The sequence below is a fragment of the Ruegeria meonggei genome (assembly GCF_042768335.1).
GTDB lineage: Bacteria > Pseudomonadota > Alphaproteobacteria > Rhodobacterales > Rhodobacteraceae > Ruegeria > Ruegeria meonggei.
Map to the genome: position 1 here is coordinate 699,028 of NZ_JAXHBT010000001.1, position 18,334 is coordinate 717,361.

The window sequence follows — 18,334 nt, forward strand, 5'->3', positions numbered from 1 at the left end:
AAAGATGTATCCATGAAACGTGTATACTTGGATCACAATGCAACGACGCCTCTGCGGCCCGAGGCCCGCGATGCAATGATCGCTGCAATGGATGTCTGCGGCAACCCGTCGTCAGTGCATGCCGAAGGACGCGCTGCCAAGGCTCTGGTCGAACGGGCAAGGGCGCAGATCGCGGCAGCCTTTGGGGCCGAGGGGGCGGATATCGTGTTTACTTCAGGTTCAACCGAAGGGGCGTCGTTGGCCTTGGCGGGCCGAGAGATACATGGCTCTGCAATAGAACATGACGCTGTAAGGTCTTGGATTGTTGAAGATCTAGCGGTTTCTTTGTCTGGGGTGGTCACCGTGCCTGACCCGGAAAATGCCACTGTGCAACTGGCCAATTCCGAAACCGGAGTCGTACAGAGGTTGCCCGCGGGCCTTGCCGTGACCGATGCCACTCAGGCTTTTGGCAAATTGCCCGTTGCTTTTAACTGGCTGGGTGCGCAGATGGCGTTGGTCTCGGCACATAAGCTGGGCGGTCCCAAGGGCGTTGGCGCGGTGGTGATAAAGCGCGGCACTGATCTGCAAGCGCAGATCAAAGGCGGCGGCCAGGAAATGGGCCGTCGGTCAGGAACCGAAAATGTCATTGGAATCGCGGGGTTCGGGGCCGCAGCTGAAGCCGCTGCCAGGGATTTGGCCAATGGTGTTTGGGAGCAGGTGAAAGAATTTAGAAATATTCTAGAAATGGCCCTTGAGGCTGGTTCTAAATCTACTATTTTTGTCGGGAAAGATACCGAACGTCTGCCCAACACTTTGTGCTTTGCAACGCCCGGCTGGAAGGGTGAGACGCAGGTGATGCAGATGGATCTGGCCGGTTTTGCAGTAAGCGCGGGTTCAGCCTGTTCCAGCGGCAAGGTTCGGGCCAGCGCGGTTTTGACCGCAATGGGATATGACGAGGGGACGGCCGCAAGCGCAATCCGCGTTTCGCTGGGCCCTCAGACGAGTGAAGAAGATGTGCTGCGTTTCGCCGAAACGTGGCTTGAAAAAGAGAAAAAGCATCGCGCGCGTGCTGCGTGATCTGACGGAGGGTGTTTTATGGCCGCTTTGGACCAGACCCAGGTAAAAGAGGGTGTCGATCAGGAAACCGTGGATGCGGTGCGCGAAGTCGGCGGAGCCTATAAATATGGCTGGGAAACCGATATCGAGATGGAATACGCCCCCAAAGGCGTGAACCCGGATATTGTCCGTCTGATCTCGGAAAAGAATGAAGAGCCGGAATGGATGACCGAATGGCGTCTTGCCGCGTTCGAACGCTGGACCCAAAAGGATGAGCCGAACTGGGCCATGGTCAGCTATCCCAAGATCGATTTTCAGGACCAGTATTACTATGCCCGTCCCAAGTCGATGGAGGAAAAGCCCAAATCGCTGGACGACGTCGACCCCAAGTTGTTGGCGACTTACGAAAAATTGGGTATCCCGCTGAAAGAACAGATGATTCTGGCAGGCGTTGATGGGGCCGAGGATGCCCCGGCCGAAGGCCGTAAGGTCGCTGTTGATGCAGTGTTTGACTCGGTTTCTGTTGGCACGACGTTCCAGAAAGAGTTGAAACAGGCGGGCGTTATATTCTGCTCGATCTCTGAGGCGATCCGGGAACACCCGGAACTGGTCAAGAAATATCTCGGGACGGTGGTTCCGGTGTCGGATAACTTCTACGCCACGCTGAATTCGGCCGTGTTCTCGGACGGCTCGTTCGTCTACATCCCGCCAGGCGTGCGGTGCCCGATGGAACTGAGCACCTACTTCCGCATCAATGCGGAAAATACCGGTCAGTTCGAGCGGACCTTGATCATTGCTGATAAGGGCAGTTATGTCAGCTACTTGGAAGGCTGCACTGCACCACAGCGCGATACCGCGCAGCTGCACGCTGCTGTTGTTGAGATCATCATCGAAGAAGATGCTGAGGTGAAATACTCGACCGTTCAGAACTGGTACCCCGGGGATGAGAACGGCAAGGGCGGTATCTATAACTTTGTGACCAAACGCGCCGATTGCCGGGGTGATCGGTCCAAGGTGATGTGGACCCAGGTTGAAACCGGTTCGGCAGTCACATGGAAGTATCCGTCGTGCATCCTGCGCGGCAACGAAAGTCAGGGTGAGTTCTACTCAATCGCGATTGCCAACAACTATCAGCAGGCCGACACCGGCACCAAGATGGTTCATCTGGGCAAGAACACCAAGTCACGCATTGTGTCCAAGGGCATCAGCGCTGGCAAGGCGCAGAACACCTATCGCGGACTGGTTTCGATGCACCCCAAGGCCAAAGACAGCCGCAACTATACCCAATGTGACAGCCTGCTGATCGGTGACAAGTGCGGTGCCCACACGGTGCCTTACATCGAGGTCAAGAACAACTCGAGCCGGGTGGAACACGAAGCGACCACATCCAAGGTGGATGACGATCAGCTGTTCTATTGCCGTCAGCGCGGCATGGACGAAGAAGAAGCCGTGGCCCTTGTGGTCAACGGGTTCTGCAAGGATGTCCTGCAGGCGCTGCCGATGGAATTTGCGATGGAAGCTCAACAGCTTGTTGCGATCAGCCTCGAAGGTTCTGTGGGGTAGTCGTGAGCCAGCCCGATTTTCAGAAAAGGATTGAACGCATTCAATCCAATCAAGGTACCGCAGTATTGATTGGAGGCGAAAGTCTGCAGCCCACACTGCTTAACAGCAGTGGTGGCAGCCGTGTCTTGCGCAGCATCGGAGGACTGCTGTGCGGCCTCCTTGGCCTTGTAGTGAGCACTATTTTGGCGTTCACAGCATCAAACTACGAGAACCTGAAAACGGACGCCGATGAAATGCCGGGGTTTGTGCTCTCTGTATTGGCTGCTGCTGGCGTTTCAGCCCTGACGTTGCTGGTCTTTGCCGTCTGGGGATTGAACGCACTGCTGAGATTCAAAAAAGGGCGGGCGCGAAATGTACTGATCGCCATGTTCTTTGTCGGGATGGGGGTCGCTTCTCTGGCGATGCGAACAGCGGCGATAATGTGATGACGAAAGAATGGGTCGCGGGCAGAACGAATGCCACATGCCCGGACAACAACAATCGAGATTGAGACCTGAGGCGCACTGGGCCCGGTCACCTTAGAAAAGGGTAAGAAATGCTGGAAATCAAGAACCTGCACGTGAAACTTGAGGAAGAAGACAAGGAAATCCTCAAGGGCGTCAATTTGACAGTTGAGGCCGGAAAAGTGCATGCGATCATGGGGCCGAACGGGTCGGGCAAATCGACGCTTAGCTATGTCTTGTCGGGCCGTGATGGTTACGAAGTAACTGACGGTTCAGCCGAATTGAACGATAAAGACCTGCTTGAGATGGAACCAGAAGAACGAGCCGCTGCTGGTATCTTCCTGGCGTTCCAGTACCCGGTGGAAATTCCGGGCGTCGGCAACATGACCTTTCTGCGCACCGCGGTGAATGCGCAGCGAAAAGCACGCGGCGAAGAGGAAATGTCGGCTGCCGACTTCCTGAAAGAAATCCGCGCAAAGGCGAAATCGCTAAAGATCGACGCCGATATGCTAAAGCGCCCCGTGAACGTAGGCTTTTCTGGCGGCGAGAAGAAACGCAACGAAATCCTGCAGATGGCTATGTTAGAGCCTAAAATGTGCATTCTAGACGAAACAGATTCGGGTCTGGATGTCGACGCGATGAAACTGGTGGCCGAAGGTGTAAATGCCTTGCGCGATGCGGGCCGTGGCTTCCTTGTCATCACTCATTACCAGCGCCTGCTGGACCATATCAAACCGGATGTTGTTCATATCATGGCGGATGGTAAAATCGTTAAAACCGGCGGTCCCGAATTGGCGCTGGAAGTTGAAAACAACGGCTATTCCGACATTCTGGCCGAGGTGAACTGATGGCTCTGCCCGAAGTGAAGCAAACCGCAACAGAGGCGCGACTGGCCAATATGGTCATGCCTGACGCCGGGTGTACCCGTGCCGCGCGCGAAGACGCGCTGGCCCGTGTGTTGGAAATGGGCTTGCCCAGTCGGCGGGATGAGTATTGGAAGTACACCCGCTCCGATACGCTGGTATCGCCCGAAGCCCCGCACGCAGCGCTTTTTAATGCCGATGAGCCGATGCTGTTTGACGAGTTTGATCGCCTGAAAATCGTCTTCGTGGACGGCGTGTTCAGCCCCGAACATTCGGATGATCTGGTTCTGGAAGGGGTTAGTATCGACCGGATCGAGGATATCTGCTGCAAGGACATCCATTGGGCCAAGGAACTGTACGGCGTGCTGGAATTGCATGGACAGACCCCGGTGCAGCGGCCTTTGGCGGCGCTGAATACGGCGTTTGCAGCCGACGGTGTGGCCATCCATGTCACCGGAAAACCCTCCAAGCCGATCAGCCTGATCTACAAGCACCGTTCTGAGTCCTCGGATGCCATGCTGCATCACATTGTTCGCGTCGAAAGCGGCGCCGAGGTGACCATTCTGGAAAACGGCCCGGCGGCCTCGCGTTTTAACAAATGTATTGAGATCGACATCGCTGATGGCGGTGTGCTGCATCATGTACGTGCGCAGGGCAGGGATCATGAACGACGCGCGGCCACACATATGTTCACGCGTTTGGGTCAGGACTCGGTCTACAAATCATTTACGCTGACAGTGAACGGCGTTCTGACGCGCAACGAACAGGTTGTTGAGCTGACCGGTGATGACGCAGTTGCCCATGTTGCAGGCGCTTGCGTCGGGGATGGTGATTTCCACCACGATGACACAGTCTTTGTCACCCATGATGCAGTGAATTGCGAAAGCCGCCAGGTGTTCAAAAAGGTGCTGCGCAACGGAGCTACCGGCGTGTTTCAGGGCAAAATTCTGGTCAAGGAAGGCGCGCAGAAAACCGACGGGTATCAGATCAGCCAGTCGCTGCTGCTGGACGAGGATAGCCAGTTCCTGGCCAAGCCAGAGCTTGAGATCTATGCCGACGATGTCATCTGTTCACACGGGTCGACCTCGGGCGCGATCGACGAAACGGCCTTGTTCTACCTGCGGTCGCGTGGGATTCCGACCAAGGACGCCACCAACTTGCTGACATTGGCCTTCCTTGCCGAAGCGGTGGACGAGATCGAGGATGCGGCATTGGCCGAAGCCATGGTAGCCCGCCTGGAAGGCTGGCTTTCGCGACACAGCTGATGCCTGTCACTTCGGATATCGTGGCCACGTATCGCGGGCCGGGCCGGGTTGTGCAGCGTTTGTTGGACCTTGGACAACGCGAAGACAGAGCGTTGGTCTTTGTCATGGGCTTTTGCGTGGTGGCTTTCATCGCGCAATTGCCAAGCCTTGCGCGCCGGGCTCATCTTGAAGGGCTGGAGCTGAACATGTTGATGGGCGGAGCTCTGTTGGGGTCGGTCATCATCCTGCCGCTGTTCTTTTACGTACTCGCTTTCGTCTCTTTCGGCGCCGCCCGTCTGGTCGGGGGGCGGGGCTCGGCCTATGGTGCTCGTGTCGCCTTGTTCTGGGCGCTGTTGTCGTCTACGCCTTTGGTATTGTTGAACGGTCTGGTTGCCGGGTTCATGGGCCCAGGTCCTGCGTTGACACTGGTTGGGATTGTCTGGCTTGGTATCTTCGTCTGGATTTGGCTAGCGGGCTTGGTGCAAGCACAAAGGCAAGCGGAATGAATTTTGTAGCCTTCGCAAACTTGGCGGTCCTGACCCTGACCAATCCCGTGGACGCCGCACGGCAACTGATGGCAATTAGACCCGGACGCGAAGTTCTGTGGTTGGCTTTCTTTCTGGCGGTGGTGCTCAATTGCCTTGTTCAGGTTGGGCTTGGTAACTTCATTCCGACCCCGGCAGGCCAAGCCCTGCCGCCACCGGATCCGATTTACCTGATTCTGATCCGTTCGGCCGGGGCGATCTTCCTCAGCATCATGACCTTCCTCTTTTTTGGTCGTCTTCTGGGTGGCGTGGGATCGTTCGATGACATCATGATCCTTACAGTATGGCTGCAATATTTGCAGATTGCGGCACAGTTTCTGATCCTGATCGTCACAATCCAGCTTCCGTTCCTGATGCTGATGTTCCTGTTGGCGACAGCGGTACTGAGCCTTTACGTGACGCTGCATTTCCTGAATGAAGCGCATAAATTCGGGTCACTTTGGAAATCATTTGGGGTCATTTTGCTCTCTGGCACTGTCGCTTTGCTATTTGTCCTCATGTTGTCGCCCGCAGGCCCCGTATAGGGAAAGAAGACTATGTATGATGTGCAAAAAATCCGTTCGGATTTCCCGATCCTTTCGAGGCAGGTAAACGGAAAGCCGCTGACCTATTTGGACAACGGCGCCTCGGCGCAAAAACCTCAGGTCGTTATTGATGCCGTCACCCGTGCTTATGCCGAAGAATATTCGAATGTGCATCGCGGTTTGCATTTCCTGTCCAATCTTGCGACCGAGAAATACGAATCCGTGCGCGGCACAATTGCCCGGTTTCTGGGGGCATCGGACGAGGATGAAATCGTCCTGAACTCCGGCACGACCGAGGGGATCAACCTTGTGGCTTATGGCTGGGCCATGCCCCGATTGAAGGCCGGCGATGAAATCGTCCTCAGTGTCATGGAACACCACGCCAACATCGTGCCCTGGCATTTTCTGCGCGAACGGCAGGGTGTTGTCCTGAAATGGGTTGATGTGGACGCCGGTGGCGGCTTGGATCCGCAGGCGGTGATAGACGCGATTGGTCCCAAGACAAAGCTTGTCGCCGTGACGCAGTGTTCCAACGTTCTGGGCACTGTGGTGGATGTCAAAGCAATTACCGAAGGCGCACATGCCAAGGGTGTACCGGTGCTGGTCGATGGCAGTCAGGGTGCAGTACACATGCCGGTGGACGTTCAGGATATCGGGTGCGATTTCTACGCGATCACAGGCCATAAACTCTATGGTCCGTCCGGATCAGGCGCGATCTACATCAAATCCGATCGCATGGCCGAGATGCGCCCTTTTATCGGTGGCGGAGACATGATCAAAGAAGTCAGCAAGGATCAGGTGATCTACAACGACCCGCCCATGAAGTTCGAGGCCGGCACCCCGGGTATCGTGCAGACTATCGGTCTAGGCGTGGCGCTGGAGTATATGATGGACCTGGGGATGGAGAACATCGCCGCACATGAGGCCGGGATACGCGACTACGCCATGCAAAAGCTGACCGGTCTGAACTGGGTTCAAGTTCAAGGAACACGACCCGACAAGGCCGCCATTTTCAGCTTTACGCTGGATGGGGCAGGGCACGCGCATGACGTGTCGACAATTCTGGACAAAAAGGGCGTTGCTGTTCGTGCCGGTCACCACTGTGCCGGACCTCTGATGGATTTCTACGGAGTGACCGCAACCTGCCGTGCCAGCTTTGGCCTGTACAACACAAAAGAAGAGGTCGACACCCTGATCGACGCGCTTGAACTGGCGCATGATTTGTTCGCGTGAAACCTGCTGAAACCGGGCAGATTTCCAGTTGCGCCCGGGCGGGAACAAGGATAGCTAACGGCCAAGGCACCTGTAGCTCAGCTGGATAGAGCGCTGCCCTCCGAAGGCAGAGGCCAGAGGTTCGAATCCTCTCAGGTGCGCCATAACTCTCTGGTATCAAAACAGATCGAACCGCGTCGCGCTGTGCGAGTAAGCTTTTCGTGCTGCACAAAAACAAAGAGCGCCAAGTGGCGCTCATCGTTGGTTGGACTTGTGAAAGGGCTGTTAACCGCCCCAGGCCCGGACGACGCCGCAATCCATATGCACAAAGTTCGAACGGGAATATTTGCCCACTCCGCCTGCGTGACAGGACATGGCAGCGCGCGCCATCTGTGAAACTGATCGCGATGACAGGCGAAGATCAGCCGCTTGCCCCTGCATATGCAGAGAGTTCTTGGCAACCCGGCGCGAGCGCGAGCGCAGCATGGCGTTGGTCTGAGGAGAGCGATAGCCGGACAACAGCATGTAGGGTTCGTTGACGTCCAGCATGTTGTGCGAAGCGGCCATGATATCGATGGTGCGTAGGTCCATGTCCTTGACCTGGTCGGTGCGCCAATCGCGCATGAAGTGGTTCACTTCTTTGACAGCATCCTTGATGTATTTACCATCGACCCAATATATCATGTCGATACGTTCGCCTGTGCGACCGGAATACATGCGAATTCGACGGATATCACCGCCGCCACGAAGGAATCCTGCTGCATGGGAATAGGTTGGTGCCGCCACGACTGCTGTAGCTGCAAATGCACCCAATAGGGCACGCCGGGTCAAGCCCGAGGTACTGCTCTTAGTCATTTCAGTTTCGTCCCGTACTGTTCCTGCCTGCACACGATGTTACGTGCGCGATCTTAATTTTTCCCATCCCAGATGCGGATTTTATGACACAGTCGCGAAAGCCAGCCAAGAAGTCTTTCAAATTCACCTTTTCAAGGGGGAATTTTCGGCAGAATTTTGCGCAGGTGATGCAATTTTGTATAATCTGGGGGCAATTAGCGCCCGGCATTTTCCAGCCGATGCAAACAAGCATCACGCGCGGATAGATGCATTGAACTGATGTATTTGTGAATAGACAAGATGTACCGCGCGCAACAATAGTTATCGACGCAATCCTTGCGACCTAAGATATTGATTAACCAAGGCCATCCCATGCTCTCTGTTTTTCGGACGCGTACCAGTACATTTCTCACCGCCTGTTTTCTGGCTTCAGCGGCTGTCGCAAGCCCGGATAGTCGGCCTGCAACCGCGTTCCAGATGGCCGTGGCAGAATTCGCTCCGTCCGGTTCGGGAATAGCGGAATTTTACCGAACAAACGGATTTTCTCCGGTTTGGGTCGGCGATACGCCGGAACATGCCGTACGCCGGGCCAGATTGATCAAAGCCTTGTCTGCATCGCATTTGCACGGGTTGCCCGAGGGGGCGTTCAGTGTGCAGACCCTTGTGGATCAGATGGAGAATGCGCGTTCAACGCGGGACCTTGGGGCCGTTGAAATCGAGCTGACGCGTGCCTTTGTCGAATACGCCCGCAACCTTCAATCTGGCGCGCTGCGTCCGCGGGACATCGACGACGGTTTGGTGCGCAAGGTTGAGCGTAAATCGGCCAAGGATCATCTTCACGGGGTGATTTCCGCGGGAAACGGGCAGTACTTTGATGAATTGGCGCCACAGACGTACCAATACAAAGCACTGATGAAGCAAAAGATTGCCCTGGAGCATCTGGTACAGCAGGGCGGTTGGGGTGCGACTGTCCCGGTGGCTAAACTGGAATACGGCGACACTGGACTGAATGTCATCAAGCTGCGTAACCGTCTGGTTTCATTGGGATACCTCAGGCCTACAGCCAGTCCAGAGTTCGACGATGCCTTGCTGGCAGCGGTTCAGGCCTTTCAAGGGGACCATGGCCTTGCGGCGGATGGGGTTGCCGGTCAGGGCACGCTCAGCGAGGTAAACCGCAGCGCCTCAGATCGACTTAAGGCCGTCTACGTCGCCTTGGAACGTGAACGCTGGCTTCCGCGAGAGCGGGGAGAGCGGCATATTCTGGTCAACCAGGCAGATTTTTCGGCCAAGATTGTCGATGATGGGCTGGTCACCTTTGAAACACGCGCCGTTATCGGCAAAAACATCCATGACCGCCGCAGCCCTGAATTCTCGGATGAGATGGAGCATATGGTGATCAACCCAAGTTGGTATGTGCCGCGCTCGATTATCACCAAGGAATACCTGCCCAAACTGCAATCGAACCCCAACGCGGTTGGACATATCCAGATCACGGATCGCAGCGGTCGGCAGGTCAATCGAGGTGCGGTGGACTTTACGCAATTCACCGCTCGGAACTTTCCGTTTGCGATGCGACAGCCGCCCAGCAAAAGCAATGCGCTGGGGCTGGTGAAGTTCATGTTCCCCAACAAGTACAACATCTATCTGCATGATACGCCTCAGAAAAGCCTGTTCGCGCGCGAGGTCAGGGCGTTTTCACATGGGTGTATCCGACTGGCGCAACCGTTCGAGTTTGCCTACGCATTGCTGGCCAAACAAGAAGAAGACCCCAAAGCGTTTTTCCACCGCGTGCTGGCATCGGGCAAGGAAACCACTGTTCAGTTGGATCAGCATGTTCCGGTTCACCTGATCTATCGTACGGCCTATATCGGCCCCAAAGGCGAGGTTCAGTATCGCCGGGATGTCTATGACCGGGATCGCAAAATCTGGGATGCTCTGCAAAAAGCGGGGGTAGCCCTGCCGGACGTTCAGGGATAATCACCGGGGCAGGTCCTCAATCCGGGAAGCCCAAGATGCAGTACACCATTCAGCAAATTGCCGACGCTCTGGGATCAGAATGCCAGGGCGATACCAGTCTGGTTATCCACCGCGCCGCAGAGCCTGCGGATGCTGGTCCGACGGATCTGGCGATGGCCATGTCACCTAAATACGCCGAAGCGCTGAGCGGCGGCTCTGCGCGGGCCGCGGTGTTGTGGGATGGGGCGGATTGGCAGGCGCTGGGTCTTGAGGCTGCGATCTTTGTGTCCCGCCCGCGCATGGCCATGGCGGGGATAACCAGCATGCTGGACCACGGGCAGGGTGTTGCACCTGGTGTTCACCCTTCAGCCGTGATTGATCCGACCGCTGACCTGGCAGATGATGTCGCAATTGGGCCGCTGACCGTGGTCGGGCCAGGGGCCCGTATAGGCAAAGGCTCCGTGATCGGTGCACATTGTGTGATCGGGATGGATGTGGTTCTGGGAGCAAACGCGCTGCTGCGCGAGATGGTCAGCATCGGTGCCCGCGCCCGGATCGGAGACCGCTTTGTGGCGCAACCCGGCGCCCGCATCGGAGGGGACGGGTTTAGCTATGTCACGCCCGAAGTCTCAGGTGCAGAAAACGCGCGGAAAACTCTGGGGGATCAGGGGGACGCACAGGCGCAAAGCTGGCTGCGCATCCACTCTTTGGGCGCGGTCGAGATCGGAGACGATGTCGAAGTCGGGTCCAATTGCACGATCGACAATGGCACGATCCGCAATACCCGGATCGGAAGCGGGTCAAAACTGGATAATCTCGTGCATTTGGGCCACAACACACGCGTGGGACAGGATTGTCTGCTGTGTGGTCAGACCGGTGTGTCCGGCACAGTCGAGATTGGCAACAACGTCGTATTGGGTGGTCAAACCGGCGTGGTCGACAACATCTTTATCGGTGATGGCGTGATTGCCGCCGGAGGCTCTAAAATCCTGTCAAACGTACCTGCCGGTCGTGTGATCATGGGATATCCTGCCGTCAAAATGGAAACTCATACGGAAATCTACAAAGCCCAGCGCCGGTTGCCCCGGATGGCCCGTGACGTCGAGGCGTTGAAAAAGGCTGTTTCCAAACAGCCCCCGAGCGATTAAATCACACTCAACGTGATAATCAGAGGATCGACATGAGCATCACCGACCGCGTCATCGCCATCATCGCTGAGCAGGCGGTGCTGGAGCCTTCGGATGTGACGCCCGAAAGTACGCTCGAGGATCTGGGGATCGACAGTCTGGGTCTGGTCGAGAGCATCTTTGCCATTGAAGAAGAATTCGACATTTCGATTCCATTCAACGCCAATGAACCTACGGCAAGTGACTTTGACATCTCAAACGTTGCCGCGATCATTGCAGGCATCGAAAAACTTGTGTCAGAAAAGGTCTGACCCCAGCCCATGAAACGCGTTGTCATTACCGGGGCGGGGACGATCAACTCGCTGGGCCATTCCGTCCCCGATACTTTGGAAGCCATGCGTGAAGGCCGTTGCGGCATTTCGCAGCTAGAGTTTCGCGACGTAGAACGGCTTGCCATCCAGATCGGTGGTCAGGTGCGCGGGTTCGAGGCCGAAGGGCGCTTTAACCGCCAGCAGATGACGCTGTATGATCGGTTTACTCAATTCACTCTTACAGCCGCAAAAGAGGCGATTGATCAGTCGGGCATCGAATTCCACGGCGATATTGCAGCCCGCTCGGGCGTTGTTTTGGGCACAGCGGGGGGCGGTGTATCGACATGGGACGACAATTACCGCTCTGTCTATGAAGATGGCAAAAACAGGGTGCATCCGTTTGTCGTGCCTAAGCTGATGAACAACGCTGCAGCCAGCCATGTGTCGATGGAACATAACCTCAAGGGGCCAAGCTTTACGGTCTCGACGGCTTGCGCCTCATCCAACCATGCGATGGCGCTGGCTTTCCAGATGGTGCGCAGCGGGGCAGCTCCGGCGATGCTGACCGGTGGTTCGGAATCCATGTTGTGCTTTGGTGGCGTGAAGGCCTGGGAAGGGCTGCGCGTCATGTCCAAGGATGCCTGCCGTCCCTTTAGCGCCAACCGTAACGGTATGGTTCAAGGTGAAGGCGCAGGTGTTTTTGTCTTCGAAGACTACGACCACGCAAAAGCCCGTAGCGCGGATATCCTGTGCGAGGTTGTCGGGTTTGCGATGACGTCTGATGCGTCGGATATCGTTATGCCCAGCAAACAGGGCGCGGCGCGGGCGATGTCGGGCGCGCTGGCGGATGCGAAGCTGAACGCGGATCAGGTCGGCTATATCAATGCCCATGGGACGGGCACGGCGGCAAATGATAAAACCGAATGCGCCGCGGTGGCGGATGTGTTCGGCCCACATGCGGATGATCTGATGATATCATCCACGAAATCCATGCATGGTCACCTGATCGGCGGCACCGGCGCGGTGGAATTGCTGGCCTGTATCATGGCGCTGCGGGATGGCGTCATTGCGCCGACGATTGGGTATGAAGAACCCGATCCCGAATGTGCGCTAGATGTGGTACCCAATGACGCCCGCGAGGCCAGGGTGGATGTGGCCCTAAGCAATGCGTTTGCCTTTGGCGGGTTGAACGCGGTGCTTGCCCTCAAAAAAGTCTGAACAGTAAACTGACCAAACAGAAAACGCCGCTGATGTTAACCAGCGGCGTTTTACATTTCTAGTCCGATCAGTTTGGATTGACGGTCAATCCGTCAAATCCGCTGGTGAAGCCAGCTAGGGACATGTCCATCGTCATAACCTGATCCGGAAAACGCGCAGGCACCAAGGACAGCACAGCTTTGGTGCCGGATTTCATTGCTGCGACATCGCCATCGCTTAGTCCAAGCTGCGCGACACAGCCGACGGGAAGGCAATGGTGATAGTTGTACAATTTGCGCGGGGCACCGTCGATCGACAACGCCAGCTGCGCTTGAAGAAGTGTTTCCAGCGGTACGATCACACTGGCCCATGCCACTGCAGCGCCGCCTTCGGGCAGCTTCCCAATAGTGACTTCGGCAATTGGTTCGCCTTGGGGTCCATTAAGAATCTGAACCATGGCACAGGGGTCTTCACCAGCCTCTGCCTTGATGCAGGATACTTCCCAATCGCCCGAGGTTTCTTTGGTGAACTGCTCCCCGATACGCGGTCCGGCTTGACCCAGATCAAGGCCGTTATCCGCAGGAGCGGGCTGTACTTCGTCGGTTTGTGCTTCCTGCGCCGCGACCGCGCCGGACATGAGTAGAGCAGCAACAACATTGAGTGAGAGAAGGTTCTTGAACATGAATGCCTCGGCAGTGTGATTGATCTTTTTGCTGGGTCTAGCACCGTTGGGCCAAGGTGTCAGGTCCTAAGCGGGCCAAATCGCACCTTGTGAACGGATTATTGCTGGTACGCTACGCAAATCAGCCCATCAGGCAGAGGGGACAGGCTGGGAAATCAGAGAATGAGAAAGGGAGCCGGTGGAGCGGCTCCCTTTCAAAATTTTTCTCCCCGTCGGACTGGCCGACTTATTTATGCGCAGACGTTACGAAAGGGGATCGCATCGGTCAACTGCTAAGCTGAGATTTTAATGGAAGGCTGAGCATTCTTTTAAAAAAACCGCGCCCGAGGGCGCGGTCAGTCGACAGGGAGGAAGTTTGCCGCCTTGCCCCTTTCGGTGCAAAAGCAGCGATTAGACTATCGCAGTCAAAGGTTAACTTTGTATGCTGGGCGCAGATCGGTGGAAATCAAGGCCTTACATTTATGGACAAAAGTATCTTTCTGGGCGGCGCGGGCGAAGACTATGCGCAGCCTCAATCTCTAACATTGAAATATGCCAACCGGCACGGGCTGATCGCCGGTGCCACAGGCACGGGCAAAACGGTAACCCTTCAAATTCTGGCAGAGGGGTTTTCGCAGGCCGGTGTTCCGGTTTTCCTATCGGATGTAAAAGGCGACTTGTCGGGATTGGCCAAGGCGGGAAGTGATACTCACAAGCTGCATCAAGCCTTTCAGGACCGGGCCACGCAAATCGGGTTTCAGGACTATTCCTATGGCGCATGCCCGGTCACCTTCTGGGACCTGTTTGGCCAGCAAGGGCACCCCGTCCGCACCACTGTGACCGAGATGGGCCCTTTGTTGCTGTCGCGCCTCATGGACCTGAGCGAAGCGCAGGAGGGTATTCTGAACATCGCATTCCGGGTAGCTGATGAAGAGGGGATGCCTCTGCTGGATCTCAAGGACTTGCAAGCCCTTCTTGTCTGGATCGGAGAGAACCGGACGCAACTGTCGCTGCGCTATGGCAACGTTTCGACCGCCTCGATCGGGGCCATTCAGCGGCGTTTGTTGGTGCTGGAAAACCAGGGCGGGACAAACCTGTTTGGTGAACCGGCGCTAGAGCTTGCCGATCTGATGCGCACAGATGCAAACGGGCAGGGGATGGTCAATATCCTTGCCTCCGACAAGCTGATGGGCGCACCGCGTCTTTATGCAACTTTCCTGCTGTGGCTACTGAGCGAACTGTTCGAAGAGCTGCCAGAGGTCGGCGACCCCGACAAACCCAAGCTTGTCTTCTTCTTCGATGAAGCGCATTTGTTGTTTGAAGATGCGCCGAAGGTTCTGGTGGACAAGGTCGAACAAGTCGCGCGTCTGATCCGGTCCAAAGGCGTCGGGGTTTATTTCGTCTCGCAAAACCCGGCTGACATCCCCGAGGATATTCTCGGCCAGCTTGGCAACCGGGTTCAGCATGCGTTGCGCGCTTTCACAGCGCGGGATCGCAAGAACCTGCGTCTTGCAGCCGAAACCTACCGCGAGAACCCTGTCTTCGATACCGAAGCCGCCATTCGCGAAGTTGGTGTGGGCGAGGCGGTTACATCCATGCTGCAGAAAAAAGGTGTGCCGGGCATTGTTGAGCGCACGCTGATCCGACCTCCGGGTTCTCAGCTTGGACCGATTGCAGCCGCGGACCGTCAGGCCGTGATGGATGCCTCTCCGATGACGGCGAAATACAATACTTTGAAGGACAGAAAGTCCGCCTTTGAAATCCTGCAGGCCCGGGCGGATGCGGCGGCGCAAGCGGCCGAAAAGGCTGAGGCACAAGAGGAAACGCAATCCGTGGCCGAACGCGAATTTGCCACGGCCCGGCGGTTCTCTGGCAGCAGGGTTGGGCGGTCATCATCCCGGGTCACACGCCAGAAGGACACATTCGCCAGCGCGATGAGTCAGGCCGTCATCAAAGAGCTGAAAGGCACCACAGGCCGGCGCATCGTGCGTGGTATTCTGGGTGGGTTGTTTAAGGCCAGATAGGTGTCAGGCGCCGGACACCAAGAGCGTTCGGCGCCAGGACATTACTTCAAGCGCCGCTGGCCTTCCTGACGACAATAGGCATCAGCCTCGGGTACCGTCATTTTAGTGGCCGGGTAATTGATGGCGCGATCCCAGGTCACGCGGTCCTGACGATAGAGCTGACAGGTCACCTCACCCTTTGGGGTTTGAACTTTGACCGGAGTGGTTTCCAAATCTTCGGGCGAGGGAATACATGCTGTCAAAACCGCCAGAACCGGCAGAGTCAGGACCAATTTGACTGTTGTGGATTTCATAGGGCGCGTTCTTTTCTTGTTTGTTAACATTGGTGATCGTCAAAGATCGGCTTTTCGGTGTGAGTGAGTGCCGACACTTGCTTAAACAAGGTATTGAGCTCGTTTATTCAGAAAAATGTTTGAAATCAAGAAAACGCGCCGAGTTCTCGACGCGTTTCAAGTATTTGTAGGGCTGAGGGATTTATTTTTCGGGTATCAGTCCTCTTGGGCTGAATCTGAGAACAATCAGCAAAATCAGCCCCATGGTGAACAGCCGCATATGCGCTGCACTATCGATCAGATGGGCCTTTAGCGCGCTGCCATCGGGCATACCCACGGTGATCAGGTTCATCAGCCACTGGCCGATTGGTTCAACCTGAACCCACAGGAACCAAATTAGGAACGCTCCCAGCACCGATCCGAAATTGTTGCCCGAACCGCCAACAATCACCATCACCCACACAAGAAAGGTAAAGCGCAGTGGCTGATATGCGCCGGGGGTTAGCTGACCATCCAACGTGGTCATCATCGCCCCGGCGATCCCGCAGACGGCTGAGCCCAGCACAAAGATCTGCAAATGGCGGCGGGTGACGTCCTTGCCCATGGCCTCGGCTGCCACTTCGTTGTCCCGGATGGCGCGCATCATGCGACCCCACGGGCTGCGCAGCGCCATCTGGGCCATCCAAAGCAAAACCAGCAACACGATCAGAAACAGTAGCGAATACCCAAGTTTGACCGACAGGGTCGAAGCCGTGACAAGATCGAGCCCAAGCCAGTCGGCACGGGCGATAAAACTCGGATCGTTCTGCAGCTCGACCTCGTAGCCCACAACAGGTGCGGGGCGCGGAATGCCATAGACATTCTTGACGCCTCGGGCCAACCAATCTTCGTTTTTCATAACGGCGATGATGATCTCGGCAATGCCAAGTGTCGCAATCGCAAGGTAGTCCGAACGCAGACCCAGCGCTGTCTTGCCGATCAGCCACGCCGCGCCCGCGGCCAAAAGACCACCCGCGGGCCAGGCCAGCAACACGGGTAGGTTCAGGCCACCCAGATTGCCTGCAACCGCCGGGTCGATGGCCTCAACCGCAGCGGCGTTGGGATCAAACACCGCGCGATAGATAAAGAAACCCGCGATCAGGATGGCGATGATGACCAAGGTCTGTACCCGACCTCTGGGCATTTTCTGTACTACCAAAACGGCTGCTACAACGGTCGCGGCCCCAAGTAGCAAGGCTAGAACAATGCCGTATCCGCCAGCGGACCATGCCCCGTCTGTTGGAGGCGTCGAGACCAGCACGACGGCCAGCCCGCCCAGTGCGACAAAGCCCATGACGCCCACATTGAACAGGCCGGCAAAGCCCCATTGCAGGTTCACCCCGATGGCCATGATGGCAGATATCAGCCCCATATTCAGGATCAGGATCGCGGCGTTCCAGCTTTGCGTGAAACCCGACAGAAGGATCAGACAGCCGACAACAACGAAAAGCAGCGTGTTTTTGACAGTTTCGGTCATACCGCGTTCCCCTTAAACAGACCCGTCGGTTTGAACAGCAACACGATCAGCAGGATCACGAAACTGACCGCGAATTTGTAGTCGGTGGATAGGAATTGCACCAATCCCGATGGTTCAAGGTTTTCGGGTGCCAGATAGGTCAGCACTTTCTTCCAGGCATAGGTGATCGTGACCTCGGAGAACGCGATGATGAACCCGCCCGCGATGGCCCCCAGCGGGTTGCCGAGGCCGCCGACGATGGCCGAGGCGAAAATCGGCAGCAACAGCTGGAAATACACAAAAGGCTTAAAGCTTTTGTCCAGCCCGTACAGCACGCCTGCCGTGGTCGCGAGGGCGGCGACGAGAATCCATGTGATCATCACCACGCGTTCCGGGTTAATGCCCGACAGCAGGGCCAGATCCTCGTTATCGGAATAGGCGCGCATCGACTTGCCGGTGCGCGTCTTGTTGAGGAACCAGAACAGTGCCGCCACAGCGGCCACCGCAACTACCACGGTGATCACTTGCGAGGTGCGGATTGCCAACCCCTCGCTCAGACCGGTCCATTCCTTGAAATCGCGGGCCCGGATCAGGAACCGCGCCCCGTCCGAGAACCTCTGGTCGTCTGGTCCAATGATGAACCGCACCAGCCCGTTCATGATGAACATCACGCCCATCGAGACGATCACCAGAATGACGGGTTTGGCCTTTTGTTCGCGGTAGAACCGATAGACCATCCGGTCGGTGACCAGCACCAGAACGATACAGCCGAGGATGGCAAAGGGCAGGGCAAGCAGGGCGGTCGGCAGTGGCCCGAAACTGACCCCGGCGGCCTGTAGGCCCCAGGTGACCAGCACCGCGATCATCGCGCCAAAGGCCATCGTGTCGCCATGGGCAAAGTTCGAGAACCGCAGGATGCCATAGATCAGTGTCACTCCCAAAGCGCCCAGAGCCAACTGGCTGCCATAGGCGATTGCGGGAACAAGGACGAAGTTGGAGAGCGCCACAAGGGCGTTTAGGAAGTCCAT

General features: G+C 56.5%; 18 protein-coding genes and 1 tRNA gene. 14 read left to right on the plus strand and 5 right to left on the minus strand.

Annotation, left to right across the window (positions count from 1 at the left end; all coding sequences use genetic code 11):
* The first annotated feature begins 12 nt into the window (after positions 1-12).
* The 9 genes from SJY13_RS03475 to SJY13_RS03515 all read left to right on the plus strand — a co-directional run bounded on the left by SJY13_RS03475 (position 13) and on the right by SJY13_RS03515 (position 7,593).
* Entirely contained in the window at positions 13-1,056 is a 1,044-nt protein-coding gene (locus tag SJY13_RS03475) for a cysteine desulfurase family protein (RefSeq protein WP_377187719.1), read from the plus strand.
* Positions 1,057-1,074: 18 nt separating this feature from the next.
* Complete coding sequence (gene sufB, locus SJY13_RS03480) at positions 1,075-2,598, plus strand: Fe-S cluster assembly protein SufB (RefSeq protein ID WP_377187722.1); 1,524 nt, start codon at positions 1,075-1,077, stop codon at positions 2,596-2,598.
* Positions 2,599-2,600: 2 nt separating this feature from the next.
* Entirely contained in the window at positions 2,601-3,023 is a 423-nt protein-coding gene (locus SJY13_RS03485; RefSeq protein WP_377187725.1) for a hypothetical protein, read from the plus strand.
* Between the two features lie 110 nt (positions 3,024-3,133).
* Positions 3,134-3,889, plus strand: coding sequence for a Fe-S cluster assembly ATPase SufC (sufC, locus tag SJY13_RS03490; protein ID WP_085824180.1), 756 nt, complete (start codon positions 3,134-3,136; stop codon positions 3,887-3,889).
* Positions 3,889-5,169: a Fe-S cluster assembly protein SufD gene (sufD, locus tag SJY13_RS03495; protein WP_377187728.1), complete on the plus strand. Its 1,281-nt coding sequence runs from the start codon at positions 3,889-3,891 to the stop codon at positions 5,167-5,169. The genes sufC and sufD overlap by 1 nt, the downstream gene beginning before the upstream one ends.
* Entirely contained in the window at positions 5,169-5,654 is a 486-nt protein-coding gene (locus SJY13_RS03500; protein WP_377187731.1) for a YIP1 family protein, read from the plus strand. The genes sufD and SJY13_RS03500 overlap by 1 nt, the downstream gene beginning before the upstream one ends.
* Positions 5,651-6,217 carry a YIP1 family protein gene (locus tag SJY13_RS03505; RefSeq protein ID WP_377187734.1) on the plus strand — a complete coding sequence of 189 codons (567 nt, stop codon included), beginning with the start codon at positions 5,651-5,653 and terminating at the stop codon, positions 6,215-6,217. Before SJY13_RS03500 ends, SJY13_RS03505 begins: the two co-directional genes overlap by 4 nt.
* A 12-nt stretch (positions 6,218-6,229) precedes the next feature.
* Positions 6,230-7,450, plus strand: coding sequence for a cysteine desulfurase (locus SJY13_RS03510; RefSeq protein WP_377187738.1), 1,221 nt, complete (start codon positions 6,230-6,232; stop codon positions 7,448-7,450).
* 66 nt (positions 7,451-7,516) lie between these two features.
* Positions 7,517-7,593 (plus strand) — tRNA-Arg (locus SJY13_RS03515).
* 121 nt (positions 7,594-7,714) lie between these two features.
* Here SJY13_RS03515 and SJY13_RS03520 read toward each other — a convergent pair.
* Positions 7,715-8,284, minus strand: coding sequence for a YcbK family protein (locus SJY13_RS03520; protein ID WP_085824175.1), 570 nt, complete (start codon positions 8,282-8,284; stop codon positions 7,715-7,717).
* A 351-nt stretch (positions 8,285-8,635) separates the two neighbouring features.
* On the opposite strand from SJY13_RS03520, the gene SJY13_RS03525 reads away from it, so the two are divergent.
* The 4 genes from SJY13_RS03525 to SJY13_RS03540 are packed head-to-tail and all read left to right on the plus strand — an operon-like array spanning position 8,636 to position 12,875.
* Positions 8,636-10,240 (plus strand): L,D-transpeptidase family protein, encoded by a 1,605-nt coding sequence (locus SJY13_RS03525; protein ID WP_377187742.1) that lies wholly within the window; start codon positions 8,636-8,638, stop codon positions 10,238-10,240.
* 35 nt (positions 10,241-10,275) lie between these two features.
* Positions 10,276-11,367, plus strand: a complete 1,092-nt coding sequence (gene lpxD / locus SJY13_RS03530; protein ID WP_377187745.1) for a UDP-3-O-(3-hydroxymyristoyl)glucosamine N-acyltransferase — start codon at positions 10,276-10,278, stop codon at positions 11,365-11,367.
* A gap of 32 nt (positions 11,368-11,399) precedes the next feature.
* Complete coding sequence (locus tag SJY13_RS03535; RefSeq protein ID WP_037306781.1) at positions 11,400-11,657, plus strand: acyl carrier protein; 258 nt, start codon at positions 11,400-11,402, stop codon at positions 11,655-11,657.
* 9 nt (positions 11,658-11,666) lie between these two features.
* Positions 11,667-12,875 carry a beta-ketoacyl-[acyl-carrier-protein] synthase family protein gene (locus SJY13_RS03540; protein WP_085824172.1) on the plus strand — a complete coding sequence of 403 codons (1,209 nt, stop codon included), beginning with the start codon at positions 11,667-11,669 and terminating at the stop codon, positions 12,873-12,875.
* Between the two features lie 67 nt (positions 12,876-12,942).
* On the opposite strand, the gene SJY13_RS03545 is transcribed toward SJY13_RS03540, so the two are convergent.
* The gene (locus SJY13_RS03545; RefSeq protein WP_377187750.1) at positions 12,943-13,536 is read right to left on the minus strand and encodes an invasion associated locus B family protein; all 594 of its coding nucleotides are present in this window, start codon (positions 13,534-13,536) and stop codon (positions 12,943-12,945) included.
* A 461-nt stretch (positions 13,537-13,997) separates the two neighbouring features.
* Here SJY13_RS03545 and SJY13_RS03550 point away from each other — a divergent pair, with 461 nt between their 5' ends.
* Positions 13,998-15,539, plus strand: a complete 1,542-nt coding sequence (locus SJY13_RS03550; RefSeq protein ID WP_085824170.1) for a helicase HerA-like domain-containing protein — start codon at positions 13,998-14,000, stop codon at positions 15,537-15,539.
* A 41-nt stretch (positions 15,540-15,580) separates the two neighbouring features.
* Here SJY13_RS03550 and SJY13_RS03555 read toward each other — a convergent pair whose 3' ends face one another.
* The 3 genes from SJY13_RS03555 to SJY13_RS03565 all read right to left on the minus strand — a co-directional run bounded on the left by SJY13_RS03555 (position 15,581) and on the right by SJY13_RS03565 (position 18,334).
* Positions 15,581-15,832, minus strand: coding sequence for a hypothetical protein (locus SJY13_RS03555; protein WP_085824206.1), 252 nt, complete (start codon positions 15,830-15,832; stop codon positions 15,581-15,583).
* A gap of 181 nt (positions 15,833-16,013) precedes the next feature.
* Positions 16,014-17,327: a branched-chain amino acid ABC transporter permease gene (locus SJY13_RS03560; RefSeq protein ID WP_377187755.1), complete on the minus strand. Its 1,314-nt coding sequence runs from the start codon at positions 17,325-17,327 to the stop codon at positions 16,014-16,016.
* Positions 17,324-18,334: a branched-chain amino acid ABC transporter permease gene (locus SJY13_RS03565; protein ID WP_085824168.1), complete on the minus strand. Its 1,011-nt coding sequence runs from the start codon at positions 18,332-18,334 to the stop codon at positions 17,324-17,326. Before SJY13_RS03565 ends, SJY13_RS03560 begins: the two co-directional genes overlap by 4 nt.